General features: G+C 69.0%; 13 protein-coding genes. 10 read left to right on the plus strand and 3 right to left on the minus strand.

Translation table 11 applies throughout. The features are described 5' to 3' along the window. Positions 1-5: 5 nt before the first annotated feature. The 3 genes from AB0H36_RS36055 to AB0H36_RS36065 all read right to left on the minus strand — a co-directional run bounded on the left by AB0H36_RS36055 (position 6) and on the right by AB0H36_RS36065 (position 5,058). Positions 6-950 (minus strand): hypothetical protein, encoded by a 945-nt coding sequence (locus AB0H36_RS36055; protein WP_360534300.1) that lies wholly within the window; start codon positions 948-950, stop codon positions 6-8. 37 nt (positions 951-987) lie between these two features. After that, positions 988-3,972, minus strand: coding sequence for a BTAD domain-containing putative transcriptional regulator (locus AB0H36_RS36060; RefSeq protein WP_360534302.1), 2,985 nt, complete (start codon positions 3,970-3,972; stop codon positions 988-990). Positions 3,973-4,041: 69 nt separating this feature from the next. Continuing rightward, positions 4,042-5,058, minus strand: coding sequence for an adenosine deaminase (locus tag AB0H36_RS36065; RefSeq protein WP_360534304.1), 1,017 nt, complete (start codon positions 5,056-5,058; stop codon positions 4,042-4,044). A gap of 241 nt (positions 5,059-5,299) precedes the next feature. On the opposite strand from AB0H36_RS36065, the gene AB0H36_RS36070 reads away from it, so the two are divergent. The 10 genes from AB0H36_RS36070 to AB0H36_RS36115 all read left to right on the plus strand — a co-directional run bounded on the left by AB0H36_RS36070 (position 5,300) and on the right by AB0H36_RS36115 (position 13,503). Continuing rightward, positions 5,300-6,130 (plus strand): L-threonylcarbamoyladenylate synthase, encoded by an 831-nt coding sequence (locus AB0H36_RS36070; RefSeq protein ID WP_360534306.1) that lies wholly within the window; start codon positions 5,300-5,302, stop codon positions 6,128-6,130. Continuing rightward, entirely contained in the window at positions 6,130-7,251 is a 1,122-nt protein-coding gene (locus AB0H36_RS36075; RefSeq protein ID WP_360534308.1) for an MraY family glycosyltransferase, read from the plus strand. The genes AB0H36_RS36070 and AB0H36_RS36075 overlap by 1 nt, the downstream gene beginning before the upstream one ends. Positions 7,252-7,455: 204 nt before the next feature. Then, positions 7,456-7,920, plus strand: coding sequence for a hypothetical protein (locus tag AB0H36_RS36080; protein ID WP_360534310.1), 465 nt, complete (start codon positions 7,456-7,458; stop codon positions 7,918-7,920). A 123-nt stretch (positions 7,921-8,043) separates the two neighbouring features. Continuing rightward, complete coding sequence (locus tag AB0H36_RS36085; RefSeq protein WP_360534312.1) at positions 8,044-8,259, plus strand: hypothetical protein; 216 nt, start codon at positions 8,044-8,046, stop codon at positions 8,257-8,259. 97 nt (positions 8,260-8,356) lie between these two features. Beyond that, positions 8,357-9,139 carry a F0F1 ATP synthase subunit A gene (atpB, locus tag AB0H36_RS36090; RefSeq protein WP_360534314.1) on the plus strand — a complete coding sequence of 261 codons (783 nt, stop codon included), beginning with the start codon at positions 8,357-8,359 and terminating at the stop codon, positions 9,137-9,139. Positions 9,140-9,225: 86 nt separating this feature from the next. Beyond that, complete coding sequence (gene atpE, locus AB0H36_RS36095; protein ID WP_360534316.1) at positions 9,226-9,456, plus strand: ATP synthase F0 subunit C; 231 nt, start codon at positions 9,226-9,228, stop codon at positions 9,454-9,456. 29 nt (positions 9,457-9,485) lie between these two features. Further along, entirely contained in the window at positions 9,486-10,058 is a 573-nt protein-coding gene (locus tag AB0H36_RS36100; protein WP_360534318.1) for a F0F1 ATP synthase subunit B, read from the plus strand. After that, positions 10,058-10,855, plus strand: a complete 798-nt coding sequence (locus AB0H36_RS36105) for a F0F1 ATP synthase subunit delta (protein WP_360534320.1) — start codon at positions 10,058-10,060, stop codon at positions 10,853-10,855. The genes AB0H36_RS36100 and AB0H36_RS36105 overlap by 1 nt, the downstream gene beginning before the upstream one ends. A gap of 89 nt (positions 10,856-10,944) precedes the next feature. After that, positions 10,945-12,585: a F0F1 ATP synthase subunit alpha gene (gene atpA / locus AB0H36_RS36110; RefSeq protein ID WP_360534322.1), complete on the plus strand. Its 1,641-nt coding sequence runs from the start codon at positions 10,945-10,947 to the stop codon at positions 12,583-12,585. A 6-nt stretch (positions 12,586-12,591) separates the two neighbouring features. Continuing rightward, positions 12,592-13,503, plus strand: coding sequence for a F0F1 ATP synthase subunit gamma (locus AB0H36_RS36115; RefSeq protein WP_360534324.1), 912 nt, complete (start codon positions 12,592-12,594; stop codon positions 13,501-13,503). Positions 13,504-13,505 lie beyond the last annotated feature (2 nt).

Below are 13,505 nucleotides of genomic sequence, written 5' to 3' on the forward strand. Positions count from 1 at the left end.
ATCCTCTATTCGTACACGACGAACTCTGGGCGCGGTTTCAGCGCGAGGACCTGGGCCGGCGTCATCACCGGGCCGTGCCGGGCGTCCTCGACGCGGAACAGCTTGAAGCCGGTGTGCACCGCGGGAGGCAGCCGCCGGGTGAGCTTGCCCCACGTCTCCAGCTTGTCCTCGGCGGCCCCGATCCCGTCCACCGACTTGATCGTCACCACGCCCGGATGCTTCTTCAGCGCCTGCTCGCCGGTCACGATCCGGGGCGACAGCTGGTGGAACACGAACACCTTCTCCGGCAGCTTGTGCGTCTGCACCAGCCCCGACAGGTACGACGCGATGCCGTCGAGCTCGGCGCCCGTCGTACGGCCGAAGACGCGGCCGGGCACCTGGTTGGGCCCGACCGCCCACTCCGGGTCGAAGGCCAGCCCGACATCCGGCTCCTTCAGCCAGCGCTCGAGCCGCTTCACCTCGGGCAGGATCTTGGCCCGGCCGGGCTGGACGTCGAGCAGCAGCAGCATCCGGTGCTTGCGGGCGACCGTCAGGTACTCCTGGATCTTCGCGTCCGGCAGCCGGCCGCGGTACATCCCGTCCTTACCGGGCGCCGCCTTCGCGACCACGGTGATCAGCTCCATCACCGGCAGCGGTGTGCGGCCGGCGGCATACGCACGGGACAGCTTCTCCAGCCGGGCCGCCTTGGTGTCCAGGTCCTTGTCGAGTGGGCCGAGCGCGGGAGAGCCGGGCAGGCCGACGTACCCGACGAGCTGGTGCTTCGGGAAGATCGTGCGCCCACCGCGCGGCAGGTCACCATGAGCCGGCGGGGGAGGGAGAGTGCTCGTCGATGGACTGTCCGACGGTGTGGGTGAGGTAGCAGGGGGTGCTATGGCTCCCGGCTCATCGCTGCAGGCAGCCACGCCCAGCAACAGCCCGAGCACGGCCACCACCCGTGGAACTGTGCGCACCCCACCTAGAGAACCACGCCGACCGCCAGAACCCGAACTAGGCCGACCGCATGATCGATGTGCGGCGTTGTCGCAGCTCGGCGGCGTACAGCGGCGTCAGCGACCCCAGCCGTCGCAGGGCCTCGTCCAGCAAGGCCGCTGCCTGCTCGTAGGAGCCGGCGGCCTCCGCGACCGCTGCAAGTCCTTCGAGAACCCGCGCAGCGGTGAGAGCTTGATGCTCGGCCTGCGAGTCCTGCAGAACCGCATCGAACATCGCACGGCTCTCGTCCGGCCTGCCGACGGCCAGCAGGCTGTAGCCGAGCTCGATGCGTGACTCGTCGATGGAGAATCGGGAGCCGACCTCCAGCGCGACCTTCAGCGCCTGCTCATGCAGTTCCAGCGCCTCGTCCAGGCGGCCGAGCGCACGGTGCGCGATGCCGAGCTGGATCAGCGCGTCCGACCGGCTGTGCCGCATGCCGACCCGATCGGCGATGTCCTGTCCCTGCCGGACGCTCTCGATGGCCTCGTCATGGCGGCCGAGCGCGTTGAGCACCTCGGCCGTCCCGTTGTGGATGTGCGGCTGCAGGGTCTGGTCGTCCTGCGCCCTGGCGATGGCCATCGCCAGCTTGTACGACTCGTACGCCTGCCGGTAGTCGTGCCGGGCGGCCTCCTTGATGGCACGCTCGGTCAGGGCGTGACCGGCGATCCGGTCGTCGCCGATCGACCGCGCCAGCTCCAGCGCGGTGGTCAGCGCCGCGGTCGACTCGGTACCGGGATCGATCATCCCGATGGTGTTGCCGAAGGCAATCAATACCTGGATGCGCAGCACCGGGTCGGCGTCGTCGGGCAACAGCTCGACGGCGGCGCGCAGGTACTCCAGGCTGACCTTCGGACCGGACTGCACCTTGCTGAAGATCCCGAGCACGTGCAGCACGGACGCCTGCGCCATGGGATCGCCCAGTCGGCGCGCGGCCTGGAGACCGAGCGCGAGCAGAGTCTCGCGTTCGCTGACCCGGCCGCGTTCATGGAAGTACCGCGCGAAGCCGGCGGCGATCAGCCAGCTCCGCTCGTCCCAGCCGCCGTCGGCCGCCTGCTGGACGGCAGCCAGCACGTTGCCACCCTCCACGTCACCCCACGCGAGTCCTTGCTGTGACGAAGCCAGCTCCGGCCCGGGGATGGGCTGCCGGTCGCTGATGTCGATGTAGCGGAGCTTGGTGATCTGGGAGACGGCTCGGTGGCCCGTGCTGAGGTAGTACTCGAGCAGGCGGCCGCTGGCGGCTCGTCGTACGGCGTCCTCGTCGTACTGCTTGCTCAGCTGGCTTGCGTAGGCGCGCAGGAGGTCGTGGAACTGGAAGCGGCCGGCGGCCGGCTGCAGCAGCAGGTTGGCGTCGACCAGCTCTTCGAGGACTGGCTCGGCGGCCTCCGGAGTGACCCCGGCCAGCGCGGCGGCGCCGTACTGGTCGACGTCGCGGCCGGGCATCAGGCTGAGGTAGCGGAACATCCGCTGCTGCTCGTCGCTCAGGTACTCGTAGGACAAGGCGAAGGCCGACTCCAGCCGCCGGCCGTCGACGGCCAGCTCGCTGAGCCGCCGTTCCTGCGCGGACAGACGCTGGTTGAGGTGCTCGACTGTCCAGGCCGGGCGGTGCCGCAGCCGCGCGGCCGCGATCCGGATGGCCAGCGGCAGGTGACCGCACCGCTGCACCAGCTCATGTGTCGCCTGCTGCCTGGCCTGTGCCCTGTCGGCGCCGATGATCTCCGTGAGGAGCGCTGCCGCGTCCACCTCATCCAGTACGGCGAGGGGCAGTCGAGTGCCGGCGTCGATCCCGGTGAGCTGGCGCCGACTCGTCACGATGACACCGCAGCTGGGCGTGCCCGGCAGCAGCGGCTGCAGCACCTCGCTACTCAGTGCATCGTCCAGTACGACGAGCACTCGTCTTCCGGCGACCTCCGACCGCCACATCGCCGCCTGCCCGTCCGGATCGCGCGGGATGCGATCTGGTCGGATGCCGAGACTGCCGAGCAGATGGTCCAGCGCAGCCGCGACAGCGAGCGGCTGTCTGCCTGGTGTGTGTCCGTGGAGCTGCAGGTAGAGCAGACCGTCGGGGTAAGCGTCGGCCAGCTCGCGGGCGGCGCGGACAGCCAGGGCGGTCTTGCCGGTGCCACCCATGCCGTCGATGGCGACGACCGGGGGAGCGGACCGGACAGTGGGAGTCAGTGCTGCGACCAATGCGGCCAGCTCTGCTTCCCGGCCGACGAAGGCGGCGTCTTGGTACGGGAGCTCGTCACGCGTCTGCTGCGGTTGCGGCTCGTTGCGGAGGACCCGTTGGTGCGTGGCACGGAGCTCCGGGGCCGGTTCGACTCCGAGTTGCTCGACCAAGGTGTCGCGCGTCCGGGCATAGACGTTCAACGCCTCGGCTTGGCGGCCACCGGCGTACAGGGCGAGCATCAGCTGGCCGGCAAGCCGTTCGTCGAGGGGCCGGTCGGCTACTGCGGCCACCAGTTCGGCCACAACCGCAGTGTGGCGACCGCATTCGAGGTCTAGGTCGATCCGATCACTCAGCACCTTGTAGCGGCGCTCGGTCAGCCGGACGCGCTGCGCCGCCAGGTACTGGCCCGGCAGGCCGCTGAGCGGTTCACCGCGGTGGAGGTCGAGCGCTCGCGCGTAGGCGGCCGCAGCAGTATCGACATCACCGGCGGCACGCGACGCCTCAGCCTGCTGCGCGGCTGCCTCGAAGTCGTCGAGGTCGACGGATCCCGCGGGGAGCCGCAGTTGGTAGCCGTCGCGTGTCCGCTCCAGCAGCCCGTCCACTCCGAGCGCCTTGCGGATCCGGTAGATGTACGGCGGCAACACCTTCAAACCGCTCGCCGGCGGCCGGTCCGCCCAGACCGCGTCGAACAGCTCCTCCGCCGTACTGGTCCGGTTGGCTCGCAGCGCAAGCACCGCGAGGAGAGCCTGTTGCCGGAGCGGCCCCGCCTCCACGACCCGGCCGTCCACCTCGACGCGGAGCGGCCCGAGCAGCTCGATCCGCAGCGATCCGGTCACACTGCGCAGTCTCGCGTGCGGACGGGGCCACCGGCAAACGATTGTCTACGCCTTGGCCTATGACCTGGCTTATGACTTGGCGACGTACTCCTCGATCTCGGTGATCAACGCGCTCTTCACCGAGTCCTCGGCGAAGGACTCGCGGACCGCGGTCTTGGCCAGCTCGCCGACGCCGGCCTGGTCCAGGTCGAGCAGCTGCGCGGCGACGGCGTACTCGTTGGTCAGGTCGGTGCCGAACATCGGCGGGTCGTCGGAGTTGATCGTGACGACCAGGCCGGCCTCGACCATCGCCCGCAGCGGGTGGACGTCGTACGACGCGACCGCACGGGTGGCGATGTTCGACGTCGGGCTGACCTCGAGCGGGATCCGGTGCTCGGCCAGGTACTCGACCAGGGCCGGGTCCTGCATGGTCGACGTGCCGTGGCCGATCCGCTCGGCCTTCAGCACCCGGACCGCGTCCCAGATCGTGTCCGGCCCGGTGGTCTCGCCGGCGTGCGGCACGCTGCGCAGCCCTTCGGCGATGGCGGCCTCGAAGTGCGGCTGGAACTGCGGCCGCGGCACGCCGATCTCCGGACCGCCGAGACCGAACCCGACCAGCCCTTCGGGTCGGATCTTCGTCGCGATCCGCAGCGTCTCGTCGGCGGCCGGCAGCCCGGCCTCACCGGCGATGTCGAAGATCCAGCGCAGCGTGATGCCGAGCTCCTTCTCGGCCGCGACCCGCGCGTCCTCGATCGCCTCGCAGAACGCCTCGGCCGCGATCCCCCGGGTCACCGAGGTGTACGGCGTCACCGTCAGCTCGGCGTACCGCAGGTTCTGCGCGGTCATCTCGCGGGCGATCTCGTAGGTCAGCAGCCGGACGTCGTCGGGCGTCTTGATCAGGTCGACGACGGTCAGGTAGATCTCGATGAACTTCGCGAAGTCGTCGAACTCGAAGTACTCCGCCAGCGCGGCCGGGTCCCGCGGCACCGGCGACTCGGGGTGGCGGGCGGCGAGCTCGGCGACGATCCGCGGCGAGGCGGACCCGACGTGGTGGACATGGAGCTCGGCCTTCGGCAGGCCGGTCAGGAAATCCCGCGACAGGGTCATGGGGCCTCCCGGCCTGGACTGAGGAGTGGAGGGAGCGAAGCGACTGGAGGGACGAGGGAAGGCCGGGAGTTCCAGCCCCATGACCCGCCGGCGCCGGAGGCCCGGCAATTCAAAACAGTCATGTCGGGGATCCTAAGGACGTCTTGGGCGACCGTGCCGGGAAGCTGACAATCATTTGTCAACTCGGGCCTGCGGGAGCCCGAGTGGAGTGGGCGGGGCGGTGAGTGGCACGATTCGGTGCGTGAGTGAGCGCTTCGACTTCACCGGCGACGAGCTGGCACCGGCCTACCGCGCGGCCGTGGACGCCATCGAGGCCGGCGACCTGGTCGTCCTTCCGACCGACACCGTCTACGGGATCGCCGCGGACGCCTTCAAGGCCGACGCGGTCCAGCGGCTGCTGGACGCCAAGGGCCGGGGCCGCGACATGCCACCGCCGGTGCTGATCTCGGTGGTCGAGTCGCTGGACGCGCTCGCCACCGACGTCCCCGAATCGGGACGCAAGCTCTGCCAGGAGTTCTGGCCCGGGCCGCTGACCGTGATCTGCCACGCGCAGACGTCGCTGATGTGGGACCTGGGGGAGACCCAGGGCACCGTCGCGCTGCGGGTGCCGGACCACGAGAACACCCGTGAGCTGCTGTCCCGGACCGGGCCGCTCGCGGTCAGCTCGGCCAACCTCAGCGGCCAGCCGGCCGCGCTGGATGTGTACGACGCCGAGGAGCAGTTGCAGGACTCGGTCGCGGTCTACCTTGACGGCGGTACGGCGACCGGCGGGCAGCCGTCGACCATCGTCGACATCACCGGCGACACGCCCCACGTCGTACGCCTCGGTGCTTTGTCGCTTGCTCAGCTCCGAGCAGTCGTGCCTGAAGTCACAGCCGACCAGGATTCCGGCGAGAAGCCAACCGAAGAACCGCTGGAAGCGTCCAAGGAAGAAGAGCCGTCGAAAGACGACGAAGCGTCCAAGGACGCAGCCCCGTCGAAAGACGACGAAGCGCCCAAGGACGCAGCGCCGTCGAAAGACGACAATGACAAGAAGAAGCCGGACGACCCTGATGTGAGGCCTGCAGACTAGTGCGCGAGTACCTGCTGGTCCTGTTCGTGGCGATGGCCACGACGTTCCTGCTGACCGGGGTGGCCCGGCAGATCGCACTGCGGTACGGCGCCGTCGCGAAGGTCCGGGCCCGGGACGTGCACAAGGTCCCGATCCCGTACTTCGGCGGGATCTCCATCCTCGGCGGCCTGATCGCCGCCTTCGCGGTCGCCTCCAGCCTGCCGTTCCTCGGCGACAGCCTGCAGGTCGCCCACGACGCCCGGGCGATCCTGATCGGCGGCGTGGTGATCTGCGCCGTCGGCGTGGTCGACGACCTGTACGAGCTGGACGCGATCACCAAGCTGGCCGGGGAGGTCCTCGCGGTCGGAGTGATGGTTGTCCAGGGCATCCAGTTGTACTGGCTGCCGCTGCCCGGCGGCGTCGTCTCGCCGCCGCCCGCGCAACTCGCCGTACTGACCGCCGGCATCCTGCTCGTCTCCTGCAACGCGGTGAACTTCGTCGACGGCCTGGACGGCCTCGCGGCCGGCGTGACCGCGATCGGCGCGACCGCGTTCTTCACCTACTCCTACCTGCTGAACGTCGAGCAGAACCTCGACCGGGCGACGACCTCGACCCTGATCACGGTCGCGCTGGCCGGCGCCTGTCTCGGCTTTTTGCCGCACAACTTCTTCCCGGCCAGGGTGTTCATGGGCGACTCCGGCGCGCTGCTGATCGGCCTGATGCTGGCCGCGTCGACGATCAGCCTGACCGGCCAGATGGACCCGAACGCAGTGCCCTACGAGGTCGGCGGCTCCAGCCTGCTGCCCGCACTGCTCCCGCTCATCCTCCCGATCGCGGTCCTGGCGATCCCGGCGCTCGACCTGACGATGGCCTACGTCCGCCGTACCAAAGCCGGCCGCTCGCCCTTCGCCGCCGACAAGCTCCACCTGCACCACCGCCTCATGCAACGCGGCCACTCGCACCGCCGCGCCGTCCTCCTGATGTACCTCTGGACCGCCCTGATCGCGTACGGCGTTGTCGTGCTGGGCCTCGTCCTGTTCTGGTGGACCGCCCTCATCGTCCTGGCCGTCGCCGTCACCGCGGTCCTGCTCACCACCGGCCTCCCCCGCCGCCGCTCCCGCAAACCGCTCGCCAAGGTCTGAGCACGCTCTTGGCGGGACCAGACCACTCGGTCAGGTGGCCTGGCGATAGGGTGTGCCTGTACAGCGGCAGGGGACTCGTTTTGCTGACCGTGCAGACTTTGTGCTAGTTTTCACAAGCACCAGCAAAGAACAGCGACACCCCTGACCCCGCCCACCCGACGACCGGGCCGCGAGACCCGGTCGCCAGCAGGACGGAACCACCAGATGGCTTCCTCGGCTCAGAGTCCGAAAGTCGCCGGCCAGGCAACCAGGCACCCGGCGCTGGCAATGCTGCGTGGCGCGCTGGTCGCCGCGCTCGTCGTCGGCGTGAACGCGGCGGCCGTTTCCACCGTCGCCGCCGGCATCGAGGGTCTGTGGGGCGCACTCCTGGGCCTGCTGACGGTGGTCCTCTTCTCCGGCGCGGGCCTGCTCGCGCTGCACCTGTCCCGGCGCACCTCCCCGACGACGCAGCTCGCGGTCGCGATGGCGTCGTACACCGGCCGGATCGCGATCTTCGGCGGCCTGCTGGCCCTCGCCCTGAACTCCGAAAGCCTTGCCACGCACGTGAATCTGACCGTGCTCGGCATCAGCGCGCTGGTCGTGGTGATGGGCTGGATGGCCGGCGAGATCTGGGCCTGGTCCCGGCTGCGGATCCCGATCTACGACCTGGACGGGGAAGTGACCGCATGAGCACCCTGGGTAGCGGCATGAACGAGCGGAGTGAGTTCATCATCAAGCACCGCCCGGTTGTGGTGCACGTAACGGGTACCGATGTGACCGGGTCTGTTGCCTCCTGGTACCTTTCGGGTGCCAATGAGCGAGCATCAGGATCCGAAGCCATCACCCCCGAACGCGGGCGACGGCTGGCGGGTCCTGTCCTACTTGATCGGCGGTGTCGTGGTGTACGGCGGCATCGGGTTCGGGTTGGATCGCCTGCTCGGCACCCAGTTCTTACTCCCGGTGGGCATCGTCCTCGGTGCCGGGCTCACCATCCTGATGCTGCACTTCCGGTACGGGTCGCGGTCCTGATCCTTGCCGGGTCTGACGTTGTTGACCGCCATGCCCTGAGCCGCCCTGCCCTTTGCCACAAGGCGTCCGACTTGAGCACGACGCGAGAGGAGACCCGGTGATCGCCGGCGTTTCGACCGAGTTCAACCCACCCGGTCCAGAAGACTTCAACCTTCCGCCCATCTTCTCGGGTGTCGAGTGGTTCACCAAGCCGGTGCTGGTCGCCGCGCTGACGGTGGTCGTCATCGTCTGGTTCTTCTGGGGTGCGTCACGCAAGGCCGCGGTGGTGCCGAGCAAGCTGCAGTTCGCCGGTGAACTCGGGTACAACTTCGTCCGCAACTCGATCGCCCGCGACGCCATCGGCAGCGCCGAGTACATGAAGTACGTGCCGTACCTGTGCGGCCTGTTCTTCTTCATCCTGCTGAACAACGTGGCCGCGTCGGTGCCCGGCGTCCAGTTCCCGACCTTCAGCCACGTCGGCTGGGCGTACGTCGCCGCGATCATGACCTGGGTGATCTACAACGGCGCCGGCATCCGCAAGCACGGTGTGCTGGGCTACTTCAAGCTGCAGACGATGCCGGCCGGTGTCCCGATGTGGCTGATGCCGCTCATGATCCCGATCGAGTTCATCTCGAACATCCTGGTGCGGCCGATCTCGCTGAGCCTGCGGTTGTTCGCCAACATGTTCGCCGGCCACATCCTGCTGCTGGTGTTCGTGCTCGGCGGCGAGTACATGCTGCTGCACTCGGGCAGCATCGCGCTGGCAGGTGTCGGTGTCATCACCTTGCTGATGGGCTTGGCGATCGCCGGGCTGGAGCTGTTCGTCCAGTGCATCCAGGCCTACATCTTCGTCGTGCTGACCGCGCAGTACATCGGCAGTGCGATCGCCGAAGAGCACTGATCCGCACCACCCGAACGCAGTACCCATAGACCCGTAGTAACGGAAACCCGGATAGCCCCTATCCGTACCGAAAGGAACACACCGCAATGAGCAACATCGCTCTGCAAATCACCGGTGACATCGCTGTTCTGGGCTACGGCCTCGCCGCGATCGGCCCGGGCGTTGGCGTCGGTCTGATCTTCGCCGCCGTGATCAACGGCACGGCGCGGCAGCCCGAGGCTCAGAGCAAGCTGCAGTCGATCGCCTGGATCGGCTTCGGTGTGACCGAGGTTCTGGCGATCATCGGTATCGCCCTCGCCTTCGTCTTCCGCGGCTGACCCGTTCCCCTGACTGACAGGACCCAGACATGACGACGTTAGTGCTCCCGCTCACGGAGGCTGCGGCCGAGGGCCCCAGCCCGCTGATGCCGCACACCGCTGAGATCATCTTCGGCTTCGTCTTCCTGGTCCTGCTGGCCATCGCCTTCGCCAAGGTCGTCGTTCCCAAGTTCGAGAAGGCTTACGCCGAGCGGACGCAGGCGATCGAAGGCGGGATGAACGAGGCCAAGCAGGCCCAGGCCGAGGCGAAGGCCGCCCTGGAGAAGTACAACGAGCAGCTGGCGGGGGCCCGCCAGGAGGCTGCGAAGATCCGTGAGGACGCGCGTGAGCAGGGTGCGCAGATCATTGCGGAGATGCGTGAGCAGGCCAACGCCGAGGCCGAGCGCATCGTGACCCACGCCCGGACCCAGATCGACGCCGAGCGGGCCCAGGCGGTCGCCTCGCTGCGCAGCGAGGTCGGCCACATGGCCACCACCCTGGCCGGCCGGATCGTCGGTGAGTCGCTCGAGGACGAGGCGCGCCAGCGCCGTACGGTCGAGCGCTTCCTGGCCGACCTGGAGGCGTCGGAGTCCGCACGTCAGGCCGTCGGAACGGACGGCTGATGCGCGGCGCGTCGCAGGAATCACTCGCCCGGGCCGAGGAGGCCCTGGCGGGTGTCACCGTCTCCGACGACCTGGGCACCGAGCTGTTCTCGGTCGCCAAGGTGCTGGACGGCAACGGCGCGCTCCGGCGCGCCCTGACCGACCCGGCCCGCCCGGCGGACGCGAAGACCGGCCTGGTCCAGCAGCTGTTCAGCGGCAAGATCTCCGCCCAGGCGCTGGAGATCCTGACCGCCGCGGTGGCCGGCCGCTGGGTCTCCAGCCGTGACCTCGGTGACGCGCTCGACCTGATCAGCGTCGAGGCCGAGATGGCGTCCGCCGACAACCGGCGCAAGCTGGACGACGTCGAGGACGAGCTGTTCCGGCTGGAGCGCGTGGTCGCGGTGGAGCGGGCCCTCAGCGACAAGCTGAGCGACCGCAACATCCCGCTGGCGCCACGGCAGGAGCTGATCCGCGGCCTGCTGCAGAGCAAGGCCGACGCCACCACGGTGCGGCTGGCCGAGCGCGCGGTGGACGGGCGGGGCCGCAGCTTCGCCGCCTCGCTGCGGTCGTTCCAGGTCGCTGCGGCGGCCCGGCGCAACGCCAGCATCGCCACCGTGCGGGTCGCCACCGACCTGACCGAGGCCGACCGCACCCGGCTGGCCGAGGCGCTCGGCCGGCAGTACGGCCGGGAGATCCAGCTGAACGTGATCGTCGACCCCGACGTGGTCGGCGGCGTCCGGGTGGACATCGGCGACGAAGTGATCGACGGAACCATCGCGGCCAGGCTCGACGAGGCGCAACGGCGCATCGCGGGCTGACGGCTCTTAACGACATAAGCGGCGCTAGGGGTCGGAACGCCTTTAGAGCCACAACAGGCCAGCAAGGGTCAAAGGAAGCAGGAAACACAATGGCTGAGCTCACGATCAGGCCGGAGGAGATCCGGGACGCCCTGGATCAGTTCGTCAACACCTACCAACCGGCCGAAACCAGCCGGGAAGAGGTCGGCACGGTTGTCGACGCCGGTGACGGTATCGCGCACGTCGAGGGCCTGCCCTCGGCGATGACGAACGAGCTGCTCGAGTTCGAGGACGGCACCCAGGGCATCGCGCTGAACCTCGACGTCCGCGACATCGGTGTCGTCGTGCTCGGTGAGTTCGACGGGATCGAGGAGGGCCAGCAGGTCCGCCGGACCGGGCAGGTCCTGTCGGTGCCGGTCGGCGAGGGCTACCTCGGCCGCACCATCGACCCGATGGGCAAGCCGATCGACGGCCTGGGCGAGATCAAGGACCTCGAGGGCTCCCGGGCGCTCGAGCTCCAGGCGGCCGGCGTGATGGACCGCCAGGAGGTCCGCGAGCCGCTGCAGACCGGTATCAAGGCGATCGACGGCATGATCCCGATCGGCCGCGGCCAGCGGCAGCTGATCATCGGCGACCGCAAGACCGGCAAGACCGCGATCGCGATCGACACGATCATCAACCAGAAGTCGAACTGGGAGTCGGGCGACCCGACGAAGCAGGTCCGCTGCATCTACGTCGCGATCGGCCAGAAGGGCTCGACCATCGCCGCCGTCCGCGGCGCGCTGGAAGAGGCCGGCGCGATGGAGTACACCACCATCGTCGCCTCCCCGGCTTCCGACCCGGCCGGCTTCAAGTACGTCGCGCCGTACACCGGCTCGGCCATCGGCCAGCACTGGATGTACCAGGGCAAGCACGTGCTGATCGTGTTCGACGACCTGAGCAAGCAGGCCGAGGCGTACCGCGCGATGTCGCTGCTGCTGCGCCGCCCGCCGGGCCGCGAGGCGTACCCGGGTGACGTCTTCTACCTGCACAGCCGCCTGCTGGAGCGTTGCGCGAAGCTGTCCGACGAGCTCGGCGGCGGTTCGATGACGGGTCTGCCGGTCATCGAGACCAAGGCGAACGACGTGTCGGCCTTCATCCCGACCAACGTCATCTCGATCACCGACGGCCAGATCTTCCTGCAGTCGGACCTGTTCAACGCCAACATCCGCCCCGCCATCGACGTCGGTATCTCGGTGTCCCGGGTCGGCGGCGCCGCGCAGGTCAAGGGCATGAAGAAGGTCTCCGGCTCGCTGAAGCTGGACCTGGCCCAGTTCCGCGCGATGGAGGCGTTCGCGATGTTCGCCTCCGACCTCGACGCCACCTCGCGCCGCCAGCTCGACCGCGGTCAGCGGCTGGTGGAGCTGCTCCGTCAGCCGCAGTACTCGCCGTACCCGGTGGAGGAGCAGACGGTCTCCATCTGGGCCGGCACGACGGGCAAGTTCGACGACGTCCCGACCAACGACGTGCTCCGCTTCGAGCGTGACTTCCTCGACTACCTGCGGCGGGAGAGCAAGGTGCTCGACTCCGTCCGTGAGTCCGGCCAGTTCGACGACGACGCGGCCGCGGCCGTGACCGAGGCGCTGGACGCGTTCAAGCCGACCTTCCAGACCTCCGACGGCCAGCTGCTGGTCGGCAGCGAGGCGCCGGCCGAGGCGATGGACGAAGAGGACGTCGAGCAGGAGCAGATCGTCCGGCAGAAGCGGGGCTGATCGACCGTGCCAGCCAGTCTGCGGGAGCTTCGCGAGCGTAAGGCCTCGGTCTCGACGATCAAGAAGCTCACCCGCGCGATGGAGCTCATCGCGGCGTCCCGGATCGTCAAGGCGCAGCAGCGCGCCCAGGCGGCCGGTCCGTACGCGCGTGAGCTCACCCGTGCCGTGTCGGCGGTGGCGACGTTCTCGAACGTCGACCACCCGCTGACCACCGAGAAGCCGAACCCGCGGCGGGCGGCGGTGCTGCTGATCACCTCCGACCGCGGCCAGGCCGGCGCCTACTCGTCCAACGTGATCCGCGAGGGTGAGCGGCTGAACACGCTGCTGCGCGAGGACGAGAAGGAGATCGTCCCGTACATCAGCGGCCGCAAGGGCCTCGCGTACTACACCTTCCGTCAGCGCGAGATCGCGCAGTCGTGGACCGGTGACTCCGACAACCCGAGCTTCGCCCGGGCCCGGGAGATCGCCGACGCGCTGATCGAGGCCTTCCTGACCCCGACCGAAGAGGGCGGCGTGGACGAGATCCACATCGTCTTCACCCGGTTCGTGTCCATGCTGACCCAGCGCACCGACGTGATCCGGCTGCTGCCGCTGGAGGTCGTGGAGGGCCAGGAGGCCCCCGCGGCCGACGACGTCCTGCCGCTGTACGAGTTCGAGCCGTCCGCCGAGGACGTGCTGGACGCGCTGCTGCCCAAGTACGTCGCCAGCCGGATCCACTACTGCATGCTGCAGGCGGCCGCTTCCGAGCTGGCCAACCGGCAGCGCGCGATGAAGTCGGCGACGGACAACGCGCAGGACCTGATCGAGAAGCTGACGCGGGACCTGAACCAGGCCCGCCAGGCCCAAATTACCCAGGAAATCAGCGAGATCGTCGGTGGCGCCAGCGCGCTGGCCGACGCGACCGCCGGGAGCGAGTGAGA

This window comes from Kribbella sp. NPDC050820 (assembly GCF_040653975.1).
Classification (GTDB): Bacteria; Actinomycetota; Actinomycetes; order Propionibacteriales; family Kribbellaceae; genus Kribbella.